Raw genomic sequence first — 24,008 nt, 5'->3', positions numbered from 1 at the left:
CGGCGTCACCCACAGGGAATGCCGCCGCGGCATCACCGAGGCCGGTGCCGTAGCGTTCTATGGGCCATGAGCCTGATCGACCTGGACCGGCCTCCCGCGCGCCGCCGCCCCGGACGGCTCATGGCTGCCGTCTCCGTGCTCGCCGTCGGGGCCGTTCTCGGTGGGGCCGCCACGTCCTACCGGGACCACCGCGCGCGCAGCAGCGAGATCTCCGTGCTCGTCCTGCCCGACACCGGACCGCAGTCCGACGACGCCGGAGTGGGTGGCGTGGTCCTCCGCGGCAAGGTCGTCGACGCCTCGCTCACCCGGCAGGTCACGCTGGTCAACGCGGGGCCGCTGCCGATCAACGTGCACAACCTCAGCGCCGTGCGGTCCGGGCTCGTGGTCCAGGGCGTCGAGCGGCAGCGGTGGATCAAGCACGGGGAGTCCGTGCAGGCCGAGGCGGACATCCGGGTCGTCTGCGCGAGGGGCCTGCCGATCGGGCGGCTTCCGGTCACGCTGGCCGTGCAGACGTACGACGAGCGCGAGCACACCACCGTCGTCGTGCTCGACGCGACGCAGTGGAACGAGCAGGTGCGGGTCGCGTGCCAGGGCGACCTGCTATAGCCCGAAGGCTCTGCGGCAGCGGGGCAGCAGGGCGCGCAGCACGGTGCTCTCCTCCCGGCGCCACAGCAGGACGAGCAGCGCCGGCGCCTCGGCGTCGCCGATCGGTACGGCGGTCAGTTCCGGGTGGTCGGCCGCTGTGGACTCGCTGAGCACCGCCACGCCCAGCCCGCGGGCGGCCAGGTCGGCCACCGCACCGGGCGCGGTGGCCTGGAAGGCGACGTGGGACCGCACGCCCTGCGCGGCGCAGGCCCGGTCGAGCGCGTCCCGGATGCCGGTGCCCGGCGGCAGGCACACCAGCGGGTACGCCCCCAGCCGCCGTACCGTCGTGTCGTCGTTCGCCGCCAGGGCGTGACCGGGCGGCACGAGCGCGATCAGGCTCTCGCTCGCGACGGTCAGCGAGGACAGCTCCGACGGCAGTTCGCCGGCCGCGCCGACCAGGGCGAGGTCGGTGCCGCCCGCGCGGACGTCCTCGATGAGCGAGTCGGAGTCGCCCTCGGTCAGCGCGATCTCGATGCGGGGATGGGCGCGATGGAAGGCGGCCAGCGCGGCGAAGAGCGGCTTGGCCGTGCAGCCGACGAGCATGCCGAGCCGCAGCCGCCCGCGGACGAGCCCGGTCACCTGGTCGATCGCCTCGCGGACGGACTCGGCGGCGGCCAGGGCGGAGCGGGCGTGGGGCAGCGCCGCGGCGCCGGCCGCGGTCAGCCGCACCATGCGCGACGAGCGGTCGAACAGGTCGGCCCCCAGCTCCCGCTCGAACTGCCGGATCTGCGCGCTGACCCCGGACTGGGTGATGTGCACGCGCTCCGCGGCCCGGGTGAAGTTGGCCTCCTCGGCGACCGCCACGAAGTATTCGAGCTGGCGTAGATCCACGAAGGTGAATCCTAGCCACCGCGTGAATCGTTCGAGGGGCATGTCGCCCTGGCGGGGGAGGGTGGCGGAGGGGCGCTCACCAGCCCGGGCAGCAGCAGTACCGGCACGCGGTGGAGATGACTGTCGATAACCTGACACGGGGCATCCGTCTCGGCCGCCGGGCGGCCACGGATGCGGGGCCAGGGCAGGGTTTCCGGGAGTACGCCCCCATCGTGAAGGGTTCACTCACCCGTTGACGAAGGTCCGCCTACTGGCAGGAACCGGGTGCTTATGGGCAGGATCGGCGCATGACGAGCCCGGGCCGCCTGCCGTACCCGATCACGCTGACCGGAGACGGCGTCATCCTGCGCGAATGGCGGGACGAGGACCTCGACGAGCTGGTGGCGATGCTCGACGAGCCCGACATCGCGCGGTGGACCCCGATGCCGTCGCCGTTCGACGCCGAGGCCGGCGTCGCGTACCTGAAGCGCGCCCGGCAGGGCCGGGTCGGCGGGCAGCGCATCCAGCTCGCGATCACCGTGGACGGCGGCAAGCCCCTGGGAGAGGTGCTGCTCTTCGGCGTCGACGCCGGCCTGCGCGAGGCGGAACTGGGCTACCTGGTCGGCGCCGAGCACCGCGGGCACGGGCTGGCCAGCCGCGCGCTCGCCCTGCTCTCCGGCTATGCCCGCACGACGCTGCGCCTGAGCCGGCTGCTGCTGCGCATCGACCCGGGCAACACCGCCAGCACCTCGGTCGCCCGTCGCTGCGGATACCGGCTCACCGGCGAGCCGCCCATCCTGCAGGAGGGCCCGTACGGCCCCAGCAGCCTGGACACCTGGGAGCTGATGGCGGCCGGCGGCGGCAGCCGGATGGAACGGCTGAGAAATGTCGCCGCCCGGCGGTACGGTCGTCGCGTCTGACCGGGAGGTTGCGCATGGACGTCGGTCGCGAGCAGGCGATGGCATACCGGGTGGCGGCGCTGGGTCTGGCCGAGCGGGGTGAGCGGCGGCCGGCCGATCTGGCCGTGCTCGACCTCGGCGTGCAGGAATACACGCCCGGTTCGGTCCGGGTGGCGCTCGCCGCGCGCACCGGCGCCGGCCTCGGCGACAACCGGCTGATCATGGTGTGGGCGGCCCGCGGCGCGCCGCACCTGCACCGCAAGCGGGACCTCGGCCGGCTGGTCAAGGCCCTGTGGCCGGTCAGCGACGCGGACGCCTCCGCCCGCATCAAGAGCGCCCAGATTCCGCAGGGTGTCCGGCTCGGCATCAAGGCGTTCGAGGTGACCGCCGCGGCGTTCCGTGCGGTGGTCACCTCCTCGATGCCCCGGGGCGAGGCGAGCACCGAGGTCAGCCGCCGGGTGCCGCGCGAGTTGACGTACGACTGCCGCACCTGCGGCGCCCGGCACATCGCGGGCAACGTCTGGCAGCATTCCGGGCTGGCCGGGGGAGTGCAGGTCGAGTCCCGGGGCCGGGACGCCACGCTGGGGCCCATCCCGGGCGCCCCGCCGCAACCGTCGGCGAACGAGGGCATCGACGCCCTGATCGCGACCTATCTGCGGTTGCTGGGGCCGGCCGGTCCGGCCGAGGTGGCGAAGTATCTGGGCAGCTCGACCGCCGAGATCAGGAAGGTCTGGCCGTCGTCCGGCCTGGACGAGGTGCGGGTCGACGGCCGCAAGGCGTGGTTGCCGAGCTCGTGCGTGCCGGAGCTCGCGTGCGCCGGGCGGGTCGCCGGGGTGCGTTTCCTGCCGGGGATGGACCCGCTGCTCCAGGCCCGGGACCGCGATCTGCTGGTGCCGGACCGCGCCCGGCAGAAGGAGGTCTGGCGGACACTGGGCAACCCCGGGGTGATCCTTGTGGACGGTGAGATCGCCGGTGTGTGGCGCGCGAAGACGGCCGGGCGCAAGCGCGTCGACCTCACCGTGACGCCGTTCGCGACGCTGACCCCCAAGGTGCGCAAGTCGCTGGAAGCGGAGGCGGCCGTGGTGGCCAGGGCCCGCGAGGTCACCGAAGCGACCGTCGCTTTCGGGTGATCGTCACCAGGCCGGTGGCAGCAGACCCGGACCGGGGCGCCGGGCCGCCCGGCAGTGGTGGCCGAGGGCGGCCATGATGACCAGGGCCCACACGCCGGCGACGATCGCCGCGGCCCACCAGCCCACGACGGCCAGGATCAGCGCCGCCGCCCAGATCACCGTCGCGGCCAGGATCAGCGGGACGGGAACCTGCCGGGGGGCGGGCTCGCCGCCGGTCATCCGGGAGTAGAAGTCGGGATCCTCGCGGCGGAGCTGCCGTTCGAGCTGGGCAAGTCGGCGGCTGTCTTCCTTGCTGAGCATTCGTCGCACCTCCGGCGGGGGCCCGGACTGTTGGGGCACGACGACCGGATGAGAGAACCATTCCGGTCGATGGTTCCATTGTTGCCCGCGAGTCACGAAATTCATACCGTTGGGGGGGTTGCGTTCACGCTCAGTTCATGCCCACTCCGGTGGCCCGGAAGACCCAGCTCCGCATGAGCAGGAAGCGGACGCCGGTGGCGACCAGGTTGGCGACCACCAGCACGGCGAGCTCCAGGGTGGTCGCCGGGACGGTCAGCGCGTGCAGCAACGCCAGGAAGCCGCTGGTGAGGCCGAGGCCGACGGCGAAGACGACGAGACCCTGGGCCTGGTGGCGCCAGGCGCCGCCGGAGCCGCGTACGCCGAAGGTGAGCCGGCGGTTGGCGGCGGTGTTGGCGATCGCGGTGATCAGCAGGGCGACCAGGTTCGCCCACTGCGGACCGGCGCCGGTGCGCAGGATCGCGTACAGGGCCAGATAGACCAGGGTGCTGGCCATGCCCACGGCGGCGAAGCGCAGCAGCTGGCCGGTCAGCCCGGCCGGGACGCCCGCGACCGGCAGGGGGTTGCGGCCCAGCTGCTCGCGCAGGGCGGCGAGCGGCAGCCGCCCGGTGCCGAGGGCGCGGGTGAGGCGGACGATGCCCCGCAGGTCCGCCAGCGCGGTGGCCACGATGTCGACGCGGCTGTCCGGGTCGTCGACCCAGTCCACCGGCACCTCGTGGATGCGCAGTCCCGCCCGCTCCGCCAGGACCAGCATCTCGGTGTCGAAGAACCAGCCGGTGTCCTCGACCATCGGCAGCAGCCGCCCGGCCACGTCCGCACGGATCGCCTTGAAGCCGCACTGGGCGTCGGAGAAGCGGGCGGACAGGGTGCCGCGCAGGATCAGGTTGTAGCCGCGGGAGATGAACTCCCGCTTGGCGCCGCGGACCACGCGCGAGCCGCGGGCCAGCCGGGAGCCGATGGCCAGGTCCGAGTGGCCGGAGATCAGCGGGGCGACCAGCGGCAGCAACGCCCCGAGGTCCGTCGACAGGTCGACGTCCATGTAGGCCAGCACCGCCGCGTCCGACCGGGTCCACGCATGCTTGAGGGCGCGTCCCCGGCCCTTCTCGGCCAGGTGGACCGAGCTGACCTCCGCCAGCGTCCCGGTGAGCCGGCGCGCCACCTCCGCCGTCGCGTCGGTGCTGGCGTTGTCGGCGATGGTGATCCGGAACGGGTACGGGAACTCGGCCGCCAGGTACGCGTGCAACCGGCGTACGCAGGGCTCGAGGTCGAGCTCCTCGTTGTAGACGGGGACGACGACGTCGAGCACGGGTGCGGTGACCTCGACCGGGCCGCAAGCGGGGCGAGTCAGCGTGGAAAGGCTCATGCCACCAAGGTCGGCTCCGGGGCTTTGCCCGGTGTGTGGCGACCCTGTGCCCGGCCTGTGAGTGCAGGATCCCCGAACGCGAGCCAGGCGGCCCCCGGTCGTCCGGGAGCCGCCTGGCGGTCGTCGTCTGGATCAGGGTGCGGTCAGGTCGTAGAGCGTCACCCCGCCGACCGTCTCCGCGGTGTAGTTGGCGGCCACCCACTCGGCGATCTGCGAGCTGGAGTTGCTGCCGCCCCGGCCGCCGGACCCGCCGCCGACGAAGTAGTGGATCTTCTTCTCGGCGACGTACCGCTGGAACTGCGCGAGGGTCGGTGACGGGTCGCTGCCGTTGAAGCCGCCGATCGCCATGACCGGGTCCTGGGTGGCGAGCTGGTAGCCCGAGGCGTTCTGCGAGCCGACCGCCGCCGCGACCCAGGTGTAGCGGTCGGCGTCGGCGTCCAGCAGGGTCTTGAGCTCGTCGCTCACGGTGGCCGCGTTCAGCAGCCCGCCCATGCCGCCGCCACGAGGGCCGCCGTCCTGAGGTGCGGCGCCACCCGGCGACGGGGCACCAGGCGCGGTGCCGCCGGGTGCGGTGCCGCCGGGTGCGGTGCCGCCGGGTGCGGTGCCGCCGGGTGCGGTGCCGCCGGGTGCGGTGCCGCCGGGTGCGGTGCCGCCGGGTGCGGTGCCGCCGGGGGGCCGGCCGCCCGGTGCGCCGTCGCGCATGCCGCCGCGTCCGCCGCCCGGGCCGAGGCCACCGCCCTGCACCACCGGTCCGGCCGACGGGATCGAGCCGGTGTGCGGCTCGGACGCGGTCTGCACCGCGTACGCCGCGGGCCCGGCCAGCGCTACGGCGAGCGCGAGGCCGGCGCCGGCCGGCGCGATCCGCGGCAGCCGCACCGAGGCCGGCACGGCGAGCGCCGCCACGACGCCGCCGGCGAGCACCACCCAGCGTAGCCAGGGCAGGAACTCCGGACTCCAGCCGAGCATGTGCCACGACCACCAGGCGGTCACCCCGATCGCCGCCGCGAGCGCGAGCGAGGCGAACGGGTTACGGCGCGCGCGCCACAGCAGCATCGCACCCATGCCGACCACCGCGCCGACCGCCGGCGCGAGCGCCACGGTGTAGTACGCGTGGAAGATGCCCTGCATGAAGCTGAAGATCAGGCCGGTGCCGAGGAGCCAGGTGCCCCAGAGGACCAGCCCGGCGCGGAGCCGGTCGGTGCGCGCGGCGCGCAGGGTCAGGACCAGGCCGGCGACCAGCACGATGAGCGCGGCCGGCAGCAGCCAGGAGATCTGACCGCCCTGCGCGGTGTCGAACATGCGCAGCAGTCCGGTCTCGCCCCAGCCCCCGCCGCCGTTGCCGCCCCCACCGCCGACGCTGCCGGTCTCGTTGCCGTTGAGCCGGCCCAGGCCGTTGTAGCCCAGGGTCAGCTCCAGCAGGCTGTTGTTCTGCGACCCGCCGATGTACGGCCGCATCGAGGCGGGCACCAGCTCGACGGTCGCCAGGTACCAGCCCGCCGAGACCACCAACGCCAGCCCGGCGAGCAGGAGCTGTCCGATACGCCTGCCGAGCCGCGGCGGTCCGGCGATCAGATAGGCGAGGGCGTACGCGGGCACGACCAGCAGCGCCTGGAGCATCTTGGTCAGGAAGCCGAGGCCGACGAAGGTCCCGGCGAGCACGAGCCACCTCGTGGAGCCGTTCTCGACGGCGCGCACGGTCGCGTACGCCCCGGCCACCATGAGCAGCACGAGCAGCGCGTCCGGGTTGTTGAAGCGGAACATCAGCACGGCGACCGGGGTCAGCGCCGACACCGCGCCCGCGATCAGCCCGGCGGCCGGGCCGTACCAGCGGCGGACCGTGCCGAAGAGCAGGCCTGCCGTGGCGACGCCCAGGAGCGCCTGCGGCACCAGGATGCTCCAGGAACTCAGGCCGAAGAGCCGCACCGACAGCGCCATGATCCACAGCGAGGCCGGGGTCTTGTCGACGGTGATCGAGTTGGCCGCGTCGGAGGAGCCGTAGAAGAACGCCTTCCAGCTCTCCGAGCCGGCCTGCACCGCCGCCGAGTAGAAGGCGTTGCCCCACCCGGACGCCCCGAGGCCCCAGATGTAGAGGACGCCGGTGAGCGCGAGCAGGGCCAGCAGTGCGGGCCGGACCCATGGCGCGTCGTCCGCGCGACCCCGCAGGAACGCGGACCGGCGGGACCGGGGGAGCGCCCCGAGATCGGCCGGCGGGTCCACCGGCGCCACGTCGGGTACGGGCAACGTCGAGGTCATCAAGGGTCCTTAGGCAGGCGGAAGCACTGACCCTCGTACTGTCGGCCGCCTGCCTGTCGGACCCTTGTGCCGTTACTGTGCGCCCCCTGTGAGGCCCGCGCGCCGCTTGGCGGCGGCCATGGCCAGCCGTTCCAGCACTCCCACCGTCGGCTCCCAGCCCATGCAGGCATCCGTCACGCTCTGGCCGTAGGTGAGCTCACCGCCGAGGTCCTGGCGTCCCGGCACCAGGAAGCTCTCCAGCATCACGCCGCGGATGCCCCGCTGGCCGGCCTCGAGCTGACCCGCCACGTCGTCGGCGACGATCGGCTGGCGCAGGTGGTCCTTGCCGCTGTTGCCGTGCGAGCAGTCGACCACGACCCGCTCGGGCAGGCCGGCGCCGGCGAGCAGGCCGAGCGCCGCCCGGACGTCCTCCGCGCCGTAGTTCGGGCCCTTGCCGCCGCGCAGCACCAGATGGCAGTCGGGGTTGCCGCTCGTGTGCATGATCGCCGGCGTGCCGGACACGTCGATGCCGGGGAAGACGTGCGGCGCGGCGGCCGCGTTGATCGCGTCGATCGCCGTGGAGATGCTGCCGTCGGGGCGGTTCTTCATGCCGATCGGCATGGACAGGCCCGAGGCGAGCTGGCGGTGGACCTGCGACTCGACCGTACGGGCGCCGATCGCGCCCCACGCCACGGTGTCCGCGATGTACTGCGGGGTGATCGGGTCGAGGAACTCCACCGCGACCGGCAGGCCCCGTTCGAGCACCCGCAGCAGCAGCGCCCGGGCGATCCGCAGGCCGCTGCCGACGTCGCCGGAGCCGTCCAGGGCCGGGTCGTTGATCAGGCCCTTCCAGCCCACGGTCGAGCGCGGCTTCTCGAAGTAGACCCGCATCACGATGAGCAGGTCGTCGGCGAGCCGTTCCCGCTCGGCGGCGAGGCGGTCCGCGTACTCGGCGGCGGCGTCCGGGTCGTGCACCGAGCAGGGGCCGACGACCACCAGCAGGCGCGGATCTCGGCCGTCGAGGACGGCCTCCACCTGGCGGCGGCTGTCCAGCACGCTCGCGGAGAGCTCGTGGGTGAGCGGCAGCTCGTGGTGGAGCAGCGCGGGGCTCATCAGCGGCACGACGCGGTCGATGCGGTGGTCGCTGACGCGCTGCACCTCGGGGATGGTCACGACAGTCATCCTTCTCCGCCGGCTCTCCCCGGGGCCGGCATCCCCGAGTCTCGGCCGGCTCGTTGCAAACGAAAAGGCAGCGACTCTGGTCGCTGCCTCTGCCGGCCCTGCGGGGGTGTCTCAGGTCATGACCTCATGGCCGAGCCACCGGCGGAGCCGGCCTCGTAAACCACGAATACCAACGGGACACGCCGTCATGGTAGCCCATCTGTGACGGACATTGTCCGTCAGCCGGGGTATGGGCACATGCAAGTTGCGTGTGCTGACATGAGACGCATGAACAACGCGAGCCCGGCACACCTGCTCGACGGCCTGTCCGACCTGGCCCCGGCGGAACGCCGTCAGGCGGTCTCCGCGGTGGTGCTGCGGGTGTGGGAAACGCCCCAGGTACTCCTCCGCGAGATTCCGCCGTCGCAGGCGCTCGCGGCGATCGCGGCGATCGCGGCGGGCCTGCCCGGCGCCCAGGGCCGGCCGTGGCTCGACGACCGCCTCCGGGCCGCCGCGATCACCGGGGTGACCAGCGAGATGGCGGGCCGGGCCCTGTGCGCCCTGGACGTCCTGGTCGGTCGCGACAGCGAATCGGTCCCGCTGGAGCTGCACGTCTCCGACGGCAACGCGGCCGGCGCCCTACTGGACGATCTCCGGGACGTGCTGATGGACGGCATCCGTCTCGGCTGGTAGTGCCGGCGTCAACGGCAGCCGCACGGTGAACTCCGTGCGCCCGGGGACGCTGTCGACGCCGACCGACCCGCCGTGCGCCGTGACCACGGCGTGCACGATCGACAGGCCCAGGCCGGTGCTGCCCGCCGCGCGCGAGCGGGAGCTGTCGCCCCGGGCGAAGCGCTCGAAGACATGCGGCCGCAGCTCCGCCGGGATGCCCGGACCGGCGTCGGTCACCCGCAGGACCGCCGCGTCGCCCTCGGTGGCCACGCTGACGACCACGGCGGTGCCCTCGGGGGTGTGCGTACGGGCGTTGACCAGCAGATTGGCGACCACCTGATGCAGGCGCTGGCCGTCGCCGGTCACCGTCACGGGCTCGCCGGGCACTTCGAGCCGCCAGTCGTGGCGCGGGCCGGCCGCGTGCGCGTCGCTGACCGCGTCCACCACCAGCATGGTCAGATCCACCGGGTCCTGCGCCAGCGGCCGCCCGGCGTCCAGCCGGGCGAGCAGCAGCAGATCCTCGACCAGCGCGGTCATCCGGCCGGCCTCCGACTCCACCCGGCGCAGCACGTGCGCGATCTCCTCCGGCACCGGCCGGGGGCTGCGGCGGCTCAGCTCGGCGTAGCCGCGGATCGCCGCGAGCGGGGTGCGCAGCTCGTGGCTCGCGTCGGCGACGAACTGGCGTACCCGAGTCTCGCTGGCGTGCCGGGCTTCGAGCGCGCTGCCGACGTGGTCGAGCATCCGGTTGAGCGCGGCCCCGACGGCGCCGACCTCGGTCCGCGGGTCGGTGTCCGCCTCGGGCACCCGCTGGGCGAGCTCCACCTCGCCGCTGTCCAGTCGCAGTTCCGACACCCTCGTGGCGGTCGCCGCCACCCGGCTCAGCGGCCTCAGGTCGCGCCGGATGATGACGGCCCCCGCCCAGCCGGCCGCGACCAGGGCCAGGACCACGGCTCCTCCGGTCACACCCGCCACGGCCAGCAGCGTGTCCCGCGTCTCGGCGAGCGGCACCGCGGCCACGACCATCCCGTCGTCGGCGGTCGTGGCGAGCACGCGGTAGTCGCCGAGGTCGCCCAGGTCGATGTCGGCCGGGCCGCTGTTCGGCGTGACCGCGCTCAGCCGGGTCATCGTCGCCTCGGGAAGGTTCCGGTACCGGTTGACGAGATAGCCCTCGTCATCGGCGCGCAGGGTGACGATGCCGCCCTCCTTCGGGCCGGCGGTGGTGACGCTGAGGAAGATCGAGTCGGGGGGAGCGCCGGGCGGCACCCTGTCGCCGAACTGACCGCCACCCGGGCGGGGAAGTCCATCGGGGAGGCGGGGCGGCCGCCGCTGGGCGCGATCCGCGATCTCCCGCAGCTGCGCGTCGAGGCGGTCGTAGAGGGTCTTGTGCAGGTAGATCTCGGCGGTGGCGCCGACGACCAGGCCCAGCACGGTGAGCAGGACGACCATGAGGGCGATCAGGCGGGTGCGCAGCGTCCAGCCCGCGGGGGAGCGCCAGCGGGCCGGGCGGGCGGCGCCGGTCATCTCAGTCCGCCGGCTTCAGGACGTAGCCCGCGCCGCGCATGGTGTGGATCATCGGGTTGCGGCCCGCGTCGATCTTCTTGCGCAGGTACGAGATGTAGAGCTCGACGACGTTGGCCTGGCCGCCGAAGTCGTAGTTCCACACGCGGTCCAGGATCTGGCTCTTGCTGAGCACCCGGCGGGGGTTGCGCATGAGGTAGCGCAGCAGCTCGAACTCCGTCGCGGTCAAGGTGACGAGGTGGCCGCCGCGGCGTACCTCGTGGCTGTCCTCGTCGAGGGTGAGATCGCCGACGACGAGCTCGGAGCCGGTGCGCATCGGCGAGCGGCCCGTCCGGCGCATCAGGCCGCGCAGCCGGGCGACGACCTCCTCCAGGCTGAACGGCTTGGTGACGTAGTCGTCGCCGCCGGCGGTGAGCCCGGCGATCCGGTCCTCGACCGAGTCCTTGGCGGTCAGGAAGAGCACCGGCACCTCGGGCGTCTCGCCGCGCAGCCGGCGCAGCACCTCGAGGCCGTCGAGGTCGGGCAGCATCATGTCGAGGACGACGGCGTCCGGGCGGAAGTCCCGCGCCGTGCGGACCGCCGCCTGGCCGTCGCCCGCGCTGCGGACCTCCCAGCCCTCGTAACGCAAGGCCATCGACAGGAGCTCGGCCAGGGTCGGCTCGTCGTCGACCACGAGGACCCGGACCGGGCTGCCGTCGGGCCGCCGGAGCTCGCCGCCGGGACCTGCGTTCGCCATCGTCATGCCCTAACTGTCCGGGGGCTCGCTTTGCGGCGCCTTTCCGCTCCCTGTGTAACACCTGTGCGGCTCGGCGACGGCGTGACCACGGCTTCCGCGCGAATACCCGACACTGCGTGTCAAAGCGGACTAATGCTCCCAGACTCAGCATAATTCCCGCGTTGTGTCGGGCGGGTGAGTGGGAGAAGCAGGTGCGACTGGGCCGTATCGCAGGGGCCGTCGCGGCGCTGGTCCTGGCCGCGATCCCCGGGGCGCCCGCCGCGGCGGCGGGCACGTACCCGCCCGGTGTCACGGCCGACACGGTGCGGATCGCGAGCGCCGGTACGGCCGCCGTCGCCGCCGGTGGGGCGCACTCGTGCGCGATCACCAGCCTCGGAACCGTGTACTGCTGGGGCGACGACTCCTCCGGGCAGCTCGGCGACGGCGCCCGGCCGCACGGCTTCGCCCACCCCGTCGTGGCGCTGCGCAACGCCGTACGGGCCGACGCCGGCCGGGCACACACCTGCGCCATCGACACCGGCGGCACGGCGTACTGCTGGGGTGACGACTCCGCGGGCCAGCTCGGCGACGGCGCGCACACCGACCGGGACGCGCCGCACCCGGTCGAGGCGCTGCGGGGCCGGACCCTCGTGACGATCGCGACCGGCTCCCGGCACACCTGCGCCGCCGACGACGAGGGCACGGCGTGGTGCTGGGGCGACGGATCGCGCGGCCAGCTCGGCGTGCCGGGTACGAGCCGCTCGGCCGTCCCGGTGCGGGTGCACACCGGCCGGACCGGCAAGGTCGTGGACATCACGGCGGGCGGCGACACCACGTGCGCCGCGACCGCGGGCGGCTCGGCGTACTGCTGGGGCGCGGACCCGGCCGCGGGCCAGGACCGGTCCGCGCCCGCGGCGGTGACCACCGGCGGCAAGGCGCGGGAGGTGGCGGCCGGTGGCCGGCAGGCGTGCGTCCTGACCGTGGACGGCGCGGCGTACTGCCGGGGCGCCACGGCCCGGCGGCTGGGCCCGTTCACCGCGATCAGTGCGGGCGTCGCGCACGCGTGCGGCATCGACCGCGGTGGGCGGGCGTACTGCTGGGGGGACGGCGGCGACGGACGGCTGGGCTACGGGCGCACCGCCGAGCGGGCCGCCCCCACGGGCGTCGAGGTGGACGGGGAGCTGACCGCCATCGACGCGGGCAGCGCGCACAGCTGCGCCGTCGACAGCCGGGGATACACCTTCTGCTGGGGGTCGGGCGCCGACGGCCAGCTCGGGGCGGGGGCCACCGCGCTTTCCGCCGTACCCCTGCGGGTCGAGGGCCTGCCGCGCGCACCCGGCGCGGCGACCGGCGTGCAGGTGCGCGCCCTCGACGGTGGTCTGCGGGTTTCCTGGCGGCCGCCCGCCGACCTGGGCAGCGGGCGGTTCGAGTACGTCTGGGTGACGACGGCCGGTCACGAGTCCGGGTGCACGCTCCCGGCGCTCACGGCCCAGGGCTGTGACCTCACCGGGCTGCGCAACGGCCAGGAGTACGACGTCGCCGTGGTGGTCAAGACCAGCGACGGCATGCGGGTCGGCGACTTCGTCACGGCCACGCCGGTCGCGGTCGCGCCCGACCCCTTCGGCGCCCCCGCGCCCCGGGAGCTGCAGCCGGGGGCCGGCGGCGGGCTGCCGGTGACCGGGCTGAGCCCGGTCGCCCTGATCGCCATCGGCACGATGCTGCTGGGCGGCGGGCTGGTCGCCCTGCTCGTCAGGGCGCCGCAGTCTCCAGCGCGGCGTCCCGGAACAGATCGGCGCCGTCCTTGAGCCGTTCGGTGGCGTAAACCCGGTTCCAGTTCGTCCAGGTGACCGAGCCGGCCGGCTGGTCGGTGCCGGCGGCCGAGACGGTCACGCCGACGCCCGGGGAGGGCGTGCGGGCCAGCCGCTTGCCGGTGCGCACGCCGACCATGTTCGCCGACGGGTCGGCGTACCCGAGCATCGCCCACGGCACCCGTACGACCAGGTCGTCGCCGTCGCGGTACCACAGTGCCCGGCTGTCGTCGCGGGGCCGGCCGTACCTCAGCGCACCGGCGTTCTGCAGCTCGGCCGGGAGCCGCTCGCCGGTGGACGGGACCGTGAGCTCCCGGTTCACCACCAGCTCGAAGCGCCGCCAGCCGCGCGGCGCCGGGCCGCGCAGACCGTCCGGGACGGCGTAGTCGAGCGGCACCGGATCCAGCTCGCTGCGCAGGTACGCCTGCCCGCGCTGCCCGACGAGGTCGAGCGCGAACGCGGCGTCCGCCTCGGCGCTGCCGGAGCCCGGCGGGGGCGCGCCGCTCACCGCGGCCAGCACGTCGAAGCCCAGCGTCAGGGCGCCGGGCGGTGACCCGGCGAGGCCGACGCGCAGGTGCAGGTACGCCTCGTCCACCCGCGCGGTCATCCGCCGGGCCGGCCAGCCGGACTCGTCGTCGACCAGGAAGCGCTCCGGCTGGCCGGGCGGGCCCGCCGCGTCCATCGCGAGCAGTCCGAAGTGCTGCTCGTTGGTGAGCGGGTCGTGCCACAGCTGCCGGCGTTCGGGGTCCTGGTGGGCGACGGTGTTCCAGGTGAACTTGAACCACTCGTCCACCCAGGCGAAGAGGAAGCCGCCGGCCAGGCCCTGATCCTGGATCAGCCGCAGCAGCTCCGCGTCGATCCGCATCGCCTCGCGCTCGCTGTGGTCGCCCTGCGAGCGGCCGAGCGGGCCGAGATGCGCCGAACCCAGCGAGGACGGTACGCCGAACTCCGTGATCACCGTCGGCATGTCCCGGTGGTGGCGCTTCAGGGCCGCGAGATAGCCCGCGTACGGGTCCACCCGGCCCTGGTAGCGGTACTTCTGCAGCGCCGGCTCGTGCCGCTGGAAATCCGGGTAGTAGGGGTACGCGTGGTAGCTGGCGAACGTCCCCGCCGGCCACGCCGCGGTCGGCAGCACGTGGTTGGCGTCGAGCTGGACGAGATCCTCCTGCGCGAGCGGCTCCTCGGGGTGCCGCAGCGGGTCGGTGGTCGGCCAGTTGACGAAGGCGATCGGCTGGCTCAGCCCCTGCGCCGCCTCGTGGCCGGCCAGCTCGTCCATCCGCGCCGCCAGCCAGCGTTCGCTGGGCGAGGCGGCGGCGGTGCTGCGGAAGTAGCGGCCACGCGTGGCGGGCGCGGCCGTGTTGCGCCGGTCGGAGGTGTGCGTCGCGTACGGGTCCAGCTCCAGCCCGACGATCCATCCGGCGAGCCACGGGGTCACGTCGGTGTCCCAGGCGCCGCTCGCCCGCCCGGGCCGGGGTTCGCGGGTGAGCTTGCCGCGTACGGCCGCGCTCGCGTCGCGCAGCTCGTCCTGGAAGGCCCGGGTGACCGCCGGGTCGTAGAGGTCGAGCTTCTCGACGTAGGACTCGTCCGGCGGGTAGACGCCGTGCACGAGGTACAGCGGGCGGTCCGGTTCGGCGCGGTTGTGGCGGGCCAGCTCCTGGTAGAACGCGGGCGGATGGATCGTGTAGATCCGCAGGACGCGGATGCCGAGCCAGCCCATGGCCGCGAACCAGGTGCGGTACTGCGTCGCGGTGAGGGACAGCTCGCCCGGCTGGTGGCCGGGAGTGGTGCTGCCGAGGTTGACGCCGGGGAGGAAGGTCTTGGCCCCGCTCGCCGTACGCAGCTCGAAGGTCTGCCCGCGGGCCACCGCGACGCTGGACAGGCGGCCCTCGGGCCGCGGGGCCGGCGCCCAGGAGGTCCCGGCCGGGGGCGCGCCCAGGGCCTCCAGACCCGGGATCGTGAACGCCTCGGACCGGACCACAGGCCGGGGCGTGGCGCCGGCCAGGAACCAGCACATCGCGAGGGTCACGAGGCCGATGACGGTGGCCTTGGCGCGGCCGAACCGCGGCACGGCCGGCGCCTCGACGAGGTGACGCGGGAAATCGCCCACCCCGGCATTCTGCGCGCCGGTGGTTGCAGAATCGGGTGAAATGTCGCCGATGCTGGGGCCGGGACGGTCGCCGTCCGGCCGCGGTTGTGCCAGCGTGGGGCGAGGCCGGCGGCGCGAGCAGGGGAGCGGAGTCGTGGATCTTCTCGAGGAGTACCGCAGGGCGACCGCCGCGTTCGAGTCCGGTGACCCGCTCCGCGCGGCCCGCCTGCTGGAGCCGATCGTCGAGGCCGAACCGCACAACACGGCGGTCCGCCAGCTCCTGGCCCGCGCCTACTTCAACTCGGCCCAGCTGACGGGGGCGGAAACGCAGCTCAGGGCGCTGATCGAGCGGGACCCTTCGGACCATTACGCGCACCACGTCCTCGGCCGGACCCTGGAGCGGGCCGGCCGTTTCGCCGAGGCCCTGCCGCACCTGCGGCTCGCGGCGGCGATGAAACGCCACGACGACTACGAGGAGGCCCTGCGCCGGGTCGAGGCGTGGGTCGGCAAGAACGGCGGCCGCGCGGGTCCCGGGGCTGAGTAGGCTGCCGGCGTGAAGCTCAAGCTGGATCTCCACGACATCTTCAACAAGGGCACCGAGATCGACAAGGCGCTGCGCGGCATCATCGACGAGGCGGTCCAGAAGAAGGCGACCCTGGTCGAGATCATCCCCGGCAAGGGCAGCGGGCAGCTCAAGAAGAAGGTGCTGCGCTTCCTCGAACAGAAGGAGATCAAGCAGCTCTACCACCGCGTCGAGAAGGACGGGGACAACTGGGGGCGGCTGTTCGTCCACTTCCGGTTCGACGCGCCCACCGGCCGCCGCGGTCGCGGGCGCTAGAACGCGTAGGTCTTCGCGACGGCGAGCATCTCCGAGCTGTGCGAGCCGACCACACCCACGTCCGCCGGACGGGGCTGGAAGCCGGGAAGGGCCGCCAGGCCGTCGCTCGCGTCCATGGCACGCAGTCTCAGCGGCGCACCCACGGGCACGGTCAGCGTCACCTCGATGCCCGACTGCGGCGGCGCGTGGAAGACGAATCCGAAGCCCCAGGCGCCGTCCGAGCGGCCGGCCCGCACCGGGCGCCCGGCGACCGTGGCCGACAGGACCCGCGCCTGGGCGCCCACGTGCAGCGTCACCAGGCGCACCGGTCGCCGCGGGGCCAGGGTGAAGGTCACCGTCCGCCGGTCGCCCGCGGCCGTGTCGGCGGTCTTGGTGAGCGCGGGTGCCGGCCGGGCGGCGGGCTGGGCGGGGCCGCTGAGCAGGCCCTTGGTGCCGAAGGCCGGCAGCGTGTCGGCGACCGGGGCCGGATCGCCGCCGACGTACCGGGCGGTCCAGGCGGACGGGGTCCGGGACTCGCTCAGCCAGCGCGCCTGGTTGGTGTCGGCGTCCAGTGCGTACATGAGGTGGGTGGGCGCCGGGTGGGCGGGATCGAAGCGGTCGGCGGCGAGGCCGGCCGTCGTGCAGGCGAGCAGCGCCACGGTGGCGGCGAGGGCGGGCAGGATGCCGCGCCGGCGGGCGCGCAGGGCGTCGAGGCCGCGCTGGCCGCCCGCCTCCGGGTGCAGGAGGTCGACGACCGGCAGCAGGACCATCGCCAGCAGGACGGCGAAGACCGCGCCGGCCGCGGCCAGCTTCATGCCCAGGGCCGGGAAGAACATGAGCAGGGTCGGCAGCAGCACCACCGTCCCGGCCGCCGCACCGAGCGTGACGGCCAGGGCCGGCGCCCAGCCGCCGAGCGGTCCCCGGCCGCGTCCGCGCAGCAGCACGGCGGCGATGCCGGCCACCCCGCCCGCCAGCGCCGGCAGGGCGGTGAGGTACGACCCTCCCGGCGCCAGGGCCGCCAGGACCAGGCCGAGCACCGCCGTCCAGGCCAGCCCGGCGACCACCAGGGCGGCGGATCCCAGGCGGCGGCGCAGCAGCGCGTACCAGGCGCAGACCACGGCCGCGGTGAGGGCCAGGATCGCCAGCCGATACCACCCCGGGCGGTACGGGTCGATCGGCATTTCCGCGTACCCGGGACGGATGAATTCGATCGCGATCCACAGCAGCTGGGCCAGGGCCGGGACGGCCAGGATCGGCACCAGGGCCAGGCCGGCGGCGCCGAGCAGGCGTGGTGCCGTGGCCATGCCGCGCCGGCGCACCAGCCAGGCCAGGACGAGCACCGCCAGCACGGCGGCCGCCGCCAGGGGCCAGGTCCACGAGCTGGGGTAGTGCACGAGCGCCCCGGGAACCGGGAAGTAGGTCGCGTCGCCCGCCGCGCGCAGCCGGGGCAGGTCGCGGTCGCCCAGGTCACGGGCGAGCGCCAGGACGTTGGCGCCGTGGTGCTGCAAGCTGTCGGTGTCCATCGCGGCGGGTGTGTCCACCGGCGTGTGGTACACCGCGGCGCCGTCGATGTATGCGCTGTTCAGACCGGTGAAACCGGGCGCGCGGAACGCGGTGAAGTCGGTGTTGTTCGGCAGCCGGCGGTAGACCTCCACCGCGAACGAGGTGCCCACCGGGTCGGGAGCGTTCGCGAACACCCCGACCAGGGCGGCGTTCGCCGCCGTGGTCTCGAACATGATGGCCGGTCCGGCGCTGCCGCGGGCCTCCAGGTTGAGCACCACGCCGCCGCCGCGGGCCAGCGGGTGCTGTTCGACGAAGGCCTGCGCGCCGCACAGGCACGCCTCCTCGGCGTCGGTCAGCACGAACACCACGTCGTTGCGCAGCCGCGGTCCGCTGGTCAGGGCGCGGGCGGCCTCCAGGATCGCCGCGGTCCCGGCGCCGTCGTCGTTGGCGCCCGGCCCGGTCTGCGCCGAGTCGTAGTGCGCCACCAGGAAGACGCGGCCGGTTGACGCGGTGCCCGGCCAGAGCGCGACCACGTTGCGTACCCGGGCCATGCCGATGCCGCCGGCGCTGGAGGAGAGCCGGGCACCCTGGGTCGTGACGGTGTCCTGCACCTCGGGCGAGAGCCCGAGGCCGCGCAGGGTGGTCAGCAGGTGGGCGCGGACCGCGTCGTTGGCCGCGCTGCCGGCCACGTGCGGCTCCGCGGCGATCGTGCGGACGTGCGCGAACGCGCGGCCCGCGCTGAACTCCGCGGCCGGAGCGTCGGCGGAGACCGCGGCGGGCGGGCGCACCGACTGGGCCGCGAGGACCCCGGTCGCCGTCAGGACGAGCACTGCGGCCAGGGCCGCCCAGCCGCGGCGTACCGGCCGTGCCGGCGCGCGGTCGGCCGCGTCGATCGTCGGCAAGCCCTTCATACGATCTCCTCGGCTCGCATGCGACAGCGACCTGGCCGAGCGATCTTACGGGCCGGTGGCTTAACTTGGGAGCCGTGACAGCCCCGCTCGACCCCGCCGCCGTCGTCGCCGAGTTCGTCGAGCGGGTGGCACCGTACGATCCGGCGCCCGAGGCCGGGCCGGTGGCGGTGCTCGGCCTGCGCACCGCGCTCGGCGAGGCCACGTTCCAGCTCGGCGACCATGTGGTCCGGGCGATGTGCCGGGCGCTGGAGGCGTACCGCGACCCCGAGGACCGGGGCTGTTGCATCGCCTGCGGCGGCCGGCGGCTCGACGAGAACCTGCACTGCCGCGACTGCGGCCGGTTGCACGGCATCCTCGGCGAGGTCATCGCCCGGCACGCCCGCCGGGTCGCCGAGGATCCCTCCTACGGCCCGTCGGCATGACGGGTGCATTGTCACTCTGTGTCGCACCTACATCGGCGCGGCGCAGGGGCGGGGTGGCCGGTGTTGTGCGCCCGCGACCGGTCATGGACGATCAGCGGGTCACGCCCGAAGGAGTCCCGCCATCAAGCGTCCCGGCCGAGGTGCCGCCGCCCCGCACGCCGCCCACGGTCCGACGCCGGGTGGGGTGACGTCGTGGCCGAGTTGACGACGCCGCCGCCCGCCATGGCGCCGGAGCGTCTGCGGATCCTGCTCGTGGAGGACGACGAGGGCGACGCGTTCCTGGTCCGGGAGCTGCTCGCCGAGGCCGGCGCGTCGTTCGACCTGCGCATCGCGACCAGCCTGCGCGAGGCGCGCGGCATGATGCGCGGGGTCCAGTGCGTGCTGCTCGACCTCGGCCTGCCCGACGCCGAGGGCATCGACGGCCTGCGCAAGCTGCTCGCGCTGGCCGGCAGCGCGGCGGTCTGCGTGCTCACCGGGCGATCCGACGAGCACCTCGGAGTCCAGGCGGTGGCCGAGGGCGCCCAGGACTACCTGGTCAAGGGGCAGGTCGACGGCGTCCTGCTGGTCCGGGCGCTGCGCTACGCCGTGGAGCGCAAGCGGGCCGACGAGAACGCTCAGCGGCTGCGCGAGGCCGAGCTGCGCCAGGCCGAGTCCGCCCGGCTCGAGCGCGGCCTGCTGCCCCAGCCGCTGATGAAGACGACCGAAGTGGCCGTGCACACGTTCTATCGCTCCGGCCGCGCCATGGGCCTGCTCGGCGGCGACTTCTTCGACGTCGTCCAGGTCGGCGACAGCAAGCTGCACGTGATCGTCGGCGACGTCTGCGGGCACAGCGTGGACGAGGCCGCGCTCGGGGTCGAGCTCCGGGTCGCCTGGCGGGCGCTGGTGCTGGCGGGCGTGCCGGAGGAGCAGATCCTGCCGTCGCTCGAGCAGGTGCTGATGACCGAGCGGCGGGCGCGGGAGGTCTTCGCGACGGTGGCGATGGTCTCCCTCGACCTCGCCGGCGACCGCGCCACGGTACGCCTGGCCGGACACCCCCCGCCGGTGCTGCTCTGCGGCGGCAAGGCGGCCGCCGTGCCCGCGCGGACGGGCATCGTGCTCGGCGTACGTCCCACCCCCACCCCCGCGACCGACGTGGAGTTCTCCGGCGATGACTGGTCCCTGCTGATGTACACCGACGGGCTGATCGAGGGCCACACCGGCAACGGCAACGAGCGGCTCGACGTCGAGGGGCTCTGCGGCCTGCTCGCCCAGCCCGCCGCGCGCGACGTGCCGCTCGCCGCCCTGCCCGCGTGGCTCGTCGGCCGCGCGGAGCAGGGCAACGGCGGCCCGCTTGCCGACGACGTGGCGATGCTGCTGATCTCGCGCGGCGGTGGGCGGTGAGCCTGCTGCGCCTCTCGGCCTGGACGCTGCGCGGCCGGGTGCTCGCCCTGTGCGTGACCGTCGGTCTGCTGCTCGGCGCCCTCGGCGTGGTCGCGGCGCTCACCGGCGCGGGCAACAGCCGGCAGCTGGACGACGTCGTCAGCCGGGCCACTCCCATGCGTGCGGCGGGGGAGCGGCTGAGCACGGCCGTGCTCAACCAGGAGACCGGCGTCCGCGGGTATGCGATCACCGGCCGCGAGGCGAACCTCCAGCCGTACCGGGACGGCATCGCGGACGAGCAGAAGATCACCGCGCAGATCGCGGGATACCTGAGGTCGGGCCCGCTGGACGACGCCATCCGCGCCGACCTGGCGCAGGTGCGGCAGCGGATCGACGCCTGGCACCGCGACGTCGCCGAGCCGATCGTCAACGCCGTGCGCACCCAGGGGCCGGAGGCCGGGCGGGCGCTGGTGGAGGCCGGCAGCACGGCGGAGTTCGACGCGCTGCGGTCCGCCATCGAGAAGATGCAGGACGACATCGGCGTGCTGCGCGACCGGTCCGCGGCGCAGGCCAAGGAGACCAGCCGGCGCATGGTCGCGATCCAGATCGCCGCGGCCGCGATCATCGTCATCGCCGGGGTGGCGCTGCTGCTGCTCCTCGACCGGATGGTGAGCCGCCCGGTCACCGAGCTGGCGGCCCAGGTGCGCGAGGTGGCGGACGGCGACTTCGACCGGCAGATCAGCAGCTCCGGCTCGCCGGAGCTGCGGCAGCTCGCCGACAATGTGGACGGCATGCGCAAGCAGATCGCCGCCGAGCTCGCCGAGGTGCGCGAGGCCCGCCACCAGATCGAATGGGTGAACGAGCAGCTCAAGATCCAGGCGGAGGAGCTGACCCGGTCCAACCGCGACCTCGAGCAGTTCGCGTACGTGGCGTCGCACGACCTGCAGGAGCCGCTGCGCAAGGTGGCCAGCTTCTGCCAGCTCCTCCAGCGGCGCTACGCGGGGCAGCTCGACGACCGCGCGGACCAGTACATCGCGTTCGCGGTCGACGGCGCCCAGCGCATGCAGCGGCTCATCAACGACCTGCTGGCCTTCTCCCGGATCGGGCGGCTCACCGCGGGCTTCACCGACGTCGACCTCGACCGGGTGCTGACCGAGGTGAGGTCGCAGCTCGAGATCCGCACCGGCGAGGACGGCCGGATCGAGTGGACCGACCTGCCCACGGTCGAGGGCGAGGAGCCGCTGCTCACCACGCTGTTCGTCAACCTGATCGGCAACTCCCTCAAGTTCCGCCGCCCGGACGTGCCGCCGGTGGTCACGGTGACCGCCGAGCGGGACGAGGACGAATGGCGGATCAACGTCCGGGACAACGGCATCGGCATCGAGGCCGAGTTCGCCGACAAGGTCTTCGTGATCTTCCAGCGCCTGCACGGGCGGGACGCGTACGAGGGCACCGGTATCGGACTGGCCATCGTCAAGAAGATCGTCGAATATCATGGCGGCCGGATCTGGCTTGATCTCGACGTCACCGAGGGCACCTCCATCTGGTTCACGTTGCCGCTGGTGGCCGGGATCCCGGTGCAGGAGAAATCGAAAGAGGTCGGCGCATGACCGGAGCCATTCGACAGGACGGGACGCCCATCGAGGTGCTGCTCGTCGAGGACGACCCGGGCGACGTGCTCATGACGCAGGAGGCGTTCGAGGAGCACAAGGTCCGCAACCGGCTCACGGTCGTCTCCGACGGCGCCGAGGCCCTGGCCTATCTGCGCCGCGAGGGTCAGTACGCCGGCGCCGTACGCCCGGACCTGATCCTGCTCGATCTCAACCTGCCGCGTCGCGACGGCCGGGAGGTGCTCGCGGAGATCAAGAAGGACGACGAGCTCTGCCGCATCCCGGTCGTGGTGCTCACCACGTCCTCCGCCGACGAGGACATCCTGCGCAGCTACCAGCTGCACGCGAACGCGTACGTGACCAAGCCGGTGGACTTCGACCGGTTCATCTCGGTGATCCGCCAGATCGACGACTTCTTCGTCAGCGTCGTGAAGCTGCCACCGCGTGCGTGACGACATGATCGACCGGGTCACCGAGCTGGTACGGGAGGTCGCGCGCACGATCGTGCTGCCGCGATGGCGCCGGCTCAGCGACGCGGAGGTCGAGGAGAAGACGCCCGGCGACCTCGTCACCGTCGCGGACCAGGAGTCCGAGCGGGCGCTGACGGCCGGGCTGACCGCGCTGCTGCCCGGCTCGACCGTGGTCGGCGAGGAGGCGGTCGCGGCGGACCCCTCGGTGCTGCACCGCCTCGACGGCGGCGGCCCGGTCTGGATCGTGGACCCGGTCGACGGCACGAACAACTTCGCCGCGGGCAAGCGGCCCTTCGCCGTGATGGTGGCGCTGGTGCGCGACGGCGAGCCGGCGGCCGGGTGGATCCTCGACGTGCCCGGCGACCGGATGGTCGTCGCGGAGGCGGGCAGCGGCGCCTACGTCGACGGCATGCGGCTGAAGACCCGCGCCGACGACCCGGACGCCGCCGCCCTGACCGGCTCGATCGCCCGCAACTACTTCCCGGACGACCTGCGCGCCGGCATCGACGCGAACGCCTCCCGGCTGGGCCGGGTCACCGGCGGCCACCACTGCGCCGGGTACGAGTACCCGTCCGTCGCCACCGACGAGCAGCAGTTCGCGGTCTTCTGGCGGATCCTGCCCTGGGACCACACGCCCGGCTCGCTCATCCTGCGCGAGGCCGGCGGCGCGGTGCTGCACCTGGACGGGTCGGCGTACCACCCGACGGACTCCGAGCGGGGCCTGCTCATCGCGGCGAACCACGACATCTGGCACACCGTCCGCGGCACGCTGCTTCCCCCGTAGGCGCGCATGACTTCCTACCTCGACGACCTCTTCGGCCTGAGCGGCCGGACCGCGATGGTGACCGGCGGCAGTTCCGGCATCGGCCGGGCGATGGCCACCGCGCTGGGCCGCGCCGGCGCCCGCCTGGTACTCCTCGCCCGCCGTCCCGGGCCGCTGCGGGAGACCGCCGCCGCGCTGACCGGCCTCGGTGTCCACGTCGAGACGATCGCCGCGGACCTGGCGGACCGTGCGGACCTGGCCCGGGTCGCCGGATGCGCCGGCGACGTGGACATCCTGGTGAACGCGGCCGCGGTGAACCTGCGCCCGCGCATGGACGACCTCACGGAGTCCGACTGGGACGTCACGCTCGCCGCGAACCTCACCGCGCCGTTCCTGCTCGGCCAGCACTTCGGCCGGGCGATGGCGGCCCGCGGGTGGGGACGGATCATCAACGTCGTGTCCCAGCAGGCTTTCCGGGCGTACGGGCACAGCGGCGCCTACGGCGCCGCCAAGGCCGGTCTCGTCGGCCTCACCCGCTCGCAGGCGGAGGCCTGGTCCGGCCGCGGAGTGACGTGCAACGCGATCGCCCCCGGGGTGGTGCACACCCCGCTGACCGAACCGGTCTTCGCGGATCCCGCGGTGGCCGCCGGGCATGCGCGACGGACGATGATCGGCCGCAACGGCGTACCCGAGGATTTTGCCGGATGTGTGGTGTATCTGGCGAGTTCCGCTAGCGCTGCCGTAACCGGGCAAACACTCTTCGTCGATGGTGGTTATTCGGCGACATGATCGATCTGCTTCCACCCGGGAGAGCGAG

General features: G+C 73.9%; 22 protein-coding genes. 13 read left to right on the top strand and 9 right to left on the bottom strand.

Annotated elements, in window-relative coordinates:
- Window positions 1-66: 66 nt before the first annotated feature.
- Complete coding sequence (locus tag IEY99_RS20955; protein WP_189205645.1) at window positions 67-606, top strand: hypothetical protein; 540 nt, start codon at window positions 67-69, stop codon at window positions 604-606.
- Here the strand turns inward: IEY99_RS20955 and IEY99_RS20950 are convergent.
- Window positions 601-1,476 (bottom strand): LysR family transcriptional regulator, encoded by an 876-nt coding sequence (locus tag IEY99_RS20950; RefSeq protein ID WP_189205643.1) that lies wholly within the window; start codon window positions 1,474-1,476, stop codon window positions 601-603. The genes IEY99_RS20955 and IEY99_RS20950 overlap by 6 nt on opposite strands.
- A gap of 287 nt (window positions 1,477-1,763) precedes the next feature.
- Between IEY99_RS20950 and IEY99_RS20945 the strand changes: the two genes are divergently transcribed.
- Both IEY99_RS20945 and IEY99_RS20940 read left to right on the top strand, forming a co-directional pair.
- Complete coding sequence (locus IEY99_RS20945; RefSeq protein ID WP_189205641.1) at window positions 1,764-2,375, top strand: GNAT family N-acetyltransferase; 612 nt, start codon at window positions 1,764-1,766, stop codon at window positions 2,373-2,375.
- 14 nt (window positions 2,376-2,389) lie between these two features.
- A complete protein-coding gene (locus IEY99_RS20940; protein ID WP_229799010.1) occupies window positions 2,390-3,484 on the top strand; it encodes a DNA glycosylase AlkZ-like family protein in 1,095 nt (364 codons plus the stop codon).
- 3 nt (window positions 3,485-3,487) lie between these two features.
- Here IEY99_RS20940 and IEY99_RS20935 read toward each other — a convergent pair whose 3' ends face one another.
- The 4 genes from IEY99_RS20935 to IEY99_RS20920 all read right to left on the bottom strand — a co-directional run bounded on the left by IEY99_RS20935 (window position 3,488) and on the right by IEY99_RS20920 (window position 8,558).
- The gene (locus tag IEY99_RS20935) at window positions 3,488-3,784 is read right to left on the bottom strand and encodes a DUF3040 domain-containing protein (RefSeq protein ID WP_189205640.1); all 297 of its coding nucleotides are present in this window, start codon (window positions 3,782-3,784) and stop codon (window positions 3,488-3,490) included.
- Between the two features lie 130 nt (window positions 3,785-3,914).
- Window positions 3,915-5,144, bottom strand: a complete 1,230-nt coding sequence (locus tag IEY99_RS20930) for a bifunctional glycosyltransferase family 2/GtrA family protein (protein ID WP_189205639.1) — start codon at window positions 5,142-5,144, stop codon at window positions 3,915-3,917.
- A gap of 132 nt (window positions 5,145-5,276) precedes the next feature.
- Window positions 5,277-7,397: a glycosyltransferase family 39 protein gene (locus tag IEY99_RS20925; protein WP_189205638.1), complete on the bottom strand. Its 2,121-nt coding sequence runs from the start codon at window positions 7,395-7,397 to the stop codon at window positions 5,277-5,279.
- A 72-nt stretch (window positions 7,398-7,469) separates the two neighbouring features.
- Complete coding sequence (locus IEY99_RS20920) at window positions 7,470-8,558, bottom strand: 3-deoxy-7-phosphoheptulonate synthase (RefSeq protein WP_189205637.1); 1,089 nt, start codon at window positions 8,556-8,558, stop codon at window positions 7,470-7,472.
- Between the two features lie 258 nt (window positions 8,559-8,816).
- On the opposite strand from IEY99_RS20920, the gene IEY99_RS20915 reads away from it, so the two are divergent.
- Window positions 8,817-9,230 carry a hypothetical protein gene (locus IEY99_RS20915; protein ID WP_189205636.1) on the top strand — a complete coding sequence of 138 codons (414 nt, stop codon included), beginning with the start codon at window positions 8,817-8,819 and terminating at the stop codon, window positions 9,228-9,230.
- On the opposite strand, the gene IEY99_RS20910 is transcribed toward IEY99_RS20915, so the two are convergent.
- Window positions 9,177-10,730 carry a sensor histidine kinase gene (locus IEY99_RS20910; RefSeq protein WP_189205635.1) on the bottom strand — a complete coding sequence of 518 codons (1,554 nt, stop codon included), beginning with the start codon at window positions 10,728-10,730 and terminating at the stop codon, window positions 9,177-9,179. The genes IEY99_RS20915 and IEY99_RS20910 overlap by 54 nt on opposite strands.
- Before the next feature lies 1 nt (window position 10,731).
- The gene (locus IEY99_RS20905; protein ID WP_189205634.1) at window positions 10,732-11,469 is read right to left on the bottom strand and encodes a response regulator transcription factor; all 738 of its coding nucleotides are present in this window, start codon (window positions 11,467-11,469) and stop codon (window positions 10,732-10,734) included.
- Window positions 11,470-11,654: 185 nt separating this feature from the next.
- Between IEY99_RS20905 and IEY99_RS20900 the strand changes: the two genes are divergently transcribed.
- A complete protein-coding gene (locus tag IEY99_RS20900) occupies window positions 11,655-13,247 on the top strand; it encodes a hypothetical protein (RefSeq protein ID WP_189205632.1) in 1,593 nt (530 codons plus the stop codon).
- On the opposite strand, the gene IEY99_RS20895 is transcribed toward IEY99_RS20900, so the two are convergent.
- Window positions 13,192-15,357 carry a hypothetical protein gene (locus IEY99_RS20895; protein WP_189205629.1) on the bottom strand — a complete coding sequence of 722 codons (2,166 nt, stop codon included), beginning with the start codon at window positions 15,355-15,357 and terminating at the stop codon, window positions 13,192-13,194. The genes IEY99_RS20900 and IEY99_RS20895 overlap by 56 nt on opposite strands.
- A 133-nt stretch (window positions 15,358-15,490) precedes the next feature.
- On the opposite strand from IEY99_RS20895, the gene IEY99_RS20890 reads away from it, so the two are divergent.
- Both IEY99_RS20890 and IEY99_RS20885 read left to right on the top strand, forming a co-directional pair.
- A complete protein-coding gene (locus tag IEY99_RS20890) occupies window positions 15,491-15,880 on the top strand; it encodes a tetratricopeptide repeat protein (RefSeq protein ID WP_189205627.1) in 390 nt (129 codons plus the stop codon).
- A 9-nt stretch (window positions 15,881-15,889) separates the two neighbouring features.
- Window positions 15,890-16,174, top strand: a complete 285-nt coding sequence (locus IEY99_RS20885; RefSeq protein WP_189205625.1) for a Smr/MutS family protein — start codon at window positions 15,890-15,892, stop codon at window positions 16,172-16,174.
- Here IEY99_RS20885 and IEY99_RS20880 read toward each other — a convergent pair.
- A complete protein-coding gene (locus IEY99_RS20880; protein WP_189205623.1) occupies window positions 16,171-18,567 on the bottom strand; it encodes a M20/M25/M40 family metallo-hydrolase in 2,397 nt (798 codons plus the stop codon). The two genes, IEY99_RS20885 and IEY99_RS20880, sit on opposite strands and share 4 nt — an antisense overlap.
- A gap of 74 nt (window positions 18,568-18,641) precedes the next feature.
- Between IEY99_RS20880 and IEY99_RS20875 the strand changes: the two genes are divergently transcribed.
- From IEY99_RS20875 to IEY99_RS20850, 6 genes are all read left to right on the top strand, one after another.
- Window positions 18,642-18,989 (top strand): hypothetical protein, encoded by a 348-nt coding sequence (locus IEY99_RS20875; protein ID WP_189205621.1) that lies wholly within the window; start codon window positions 18,642-18,644, stop codon window positions 18,987-18,989.
- 222 nt (window positions 18,990-19,211) lie between these two features.
- On the top strand, window positions 19,212-20,369 hold the full coding sequence (locus IEY99_RS20870; protein WP_189205840.1) for a PP2C family protein-serine/threonine phosphatase: 1,158 nt from the start codon (window positions 19,212-19,214) through the stop codon (window positions 20,367-20,369).
- Window positions 20,366-21,958, top strand: coding sequence for a sensor histidine kinase (locus IEY99_RS20865; protein ID WP_189205619.1), 1,593 nt, complete (start codon window positions 20,366-20,368; stop codon window positions 21,956-21,958). The genes IEY99_RS20870 and IEY99_RS20865 overlap by 4 nt, the downstream gene beginning before the upstream one ends.
- The gene (locus IEY99_RS20860; RefSeq protein WP_189205617.1) at window positions 21,955-22,410 is read left to right on the top strand and encodes a response regulator; all 456 of its coding nucleotides are present in this window, start codon (window positions 21,955-21,957) and stop codon (window positions 22,408-22,410) included. The genes IEY99_RS20865 and IEY99_RS20860 overlap by 4 nt, the downstream gene beginning before the upstream one ends.
- Window positions 22,403-23,212, top strand: a complete 810-nt coding sequence (locus IEY99_RS20855; RefSeq protein WP_189205615.1) for an inositol monophosphatase family protein — start codon at window positions 22,403-22,405, stop codon at window positions 23,210-23,212. The genes IEY99_RS20860 and IEY99_RS20855 overlap by 8 nt, the downstream gene beginning before the upstream one ends.
- A gap of 6 nt (window positions 23,213-23,218) precedes the next feature.
- A complete protein-coding gene (locus IEY99_RS20850) occupies window positions 23,219-23,980 on the top strand; it encodes an SDR family NAD(P)-dependent oxidoreductase (protein ID WP_189205613.1) in 762 nt (253 codons plus the stop codon).
- Window positions 23,981-24,008: the final 28 nt, after the last annotated feature.

Origin of the sequence: Couchioplanes azureus, assembly GCF_014648355.1 — a bacterium.
GTDB lineage: Bacteria > Actinomycetota > Actinomycetes > Mycobacteriales > Micromonosporaceae > Actinoplanes > Actinoplanes azureus.
The sequence above is the reverse complement of the archived record's forward strand: the minus strand, read 5'-3'. Positions and strand labels throughout refer to the sequence as shown.

Excerpts from the sequence above, each read along its gene's own strand:
- IEY99_RS20860 (WP_189205617.1), top strand. The coding sequence starts at position 21,955 with ATGACCGGAGCCATTCGACAGGACGGGACGCCCATCGAGGTGCTGCTC.
- IEY99_RS20915 (WP_189205636.1), top strand. The coding sequence starts at position 8,817 with ATGAGACGCATGAACAACGCGAGCCCGGCACACCTGCTCGACGGCCTG.
- IEY99_RS20905 (WP_189205634.1), bottom strand. The coding sequence starts at position 11,469 with ATGACGATGGCGAACGCAGGTCCCGGCGGCGAGCTCCGGCGGCCCGAC.
- IEY99_RS20870 (WP_189205840.1), top strand. The coding sequence starts at position 19,212 with ATGGCGCCGGAGCGTCTGCGGATCCTGCTCGTGGAGGACGACGAGGGC.
- IEY99_RS20930 (WP_189205639.1), bottom strand. The coding sequence starts at position 5,144 with ATGAGCCTTTCCACGCTGACTCGCCCCGCTTGCGGCCCGGTCGAGGTC.
- IEY99_RS20945 (WP_189205641.1), top strand. The coding sequence starts at position 1,764 with ATGACGAGCCCGGGCCGCCTGCCGTACCCGATCACGCTGACCGGAGAC.
- IEY99_RS20880 (WP_189205623.1), bottom strand. The coding sequence starts at position 18,567 with ATGAAGGGCTTGCCGACGATCGACGCGGCCGACCGCGCGCCGGCACGG.
- IEY99_RS20940 (WP_229799010.1), top strand. The coding sequence starts at position 2,390 with ATGGACGTCGGTCGCGAGCAGGCGATGGCATACCGGGTGGCGGCGCTG.
- IEY99_RS20955 (WP_189205645.1), top strand. The coding sequence starts at position 67 with ATGAGCCTGATCGACCTGGACCGGCCTCCCGCGCGCCGCCGCCCCGGA.
- IEY99_RS20925 (WP_189205638.1), bottom strand. The coding sequence starts at position 7,397 with ATGACCTCGACGTTGCCCGTACCCGACGTGGCGCCGGTGGACCCGCCG.
- IEY99_RS20850 (WP_189205613.1), top strand. The coding sequence starts at position 23,219 with ATGACTTCCTACCTCGACGACCTCTTCGGCCTGAGCGGCCGGACCGCG.
- IEY99_RS20910 (WP_189205635.1), bottom strand. The coding sequence starts at position 10,730 with ATGACCGGCGCCGCCCGCCCGGCCCGCTGGCGCTCCCCCGCGGGCTGG.
- IEY99_RS20920 (WP_189205637.1), bottom strand. The coding sequence starts at position 8,558 with ATGACTGTCGTGACCATCCCCGAGGTGCAGCGCGTCAGCGACCACCGC.
- IEY99_RS20935 (WP_189205640.1), bottom strand. The coding sequence starts at position 3,784 with ATGCTCAGCAAGGAAGACAGCCGCCGACTTGCCCAGCTCGAACGGCAG.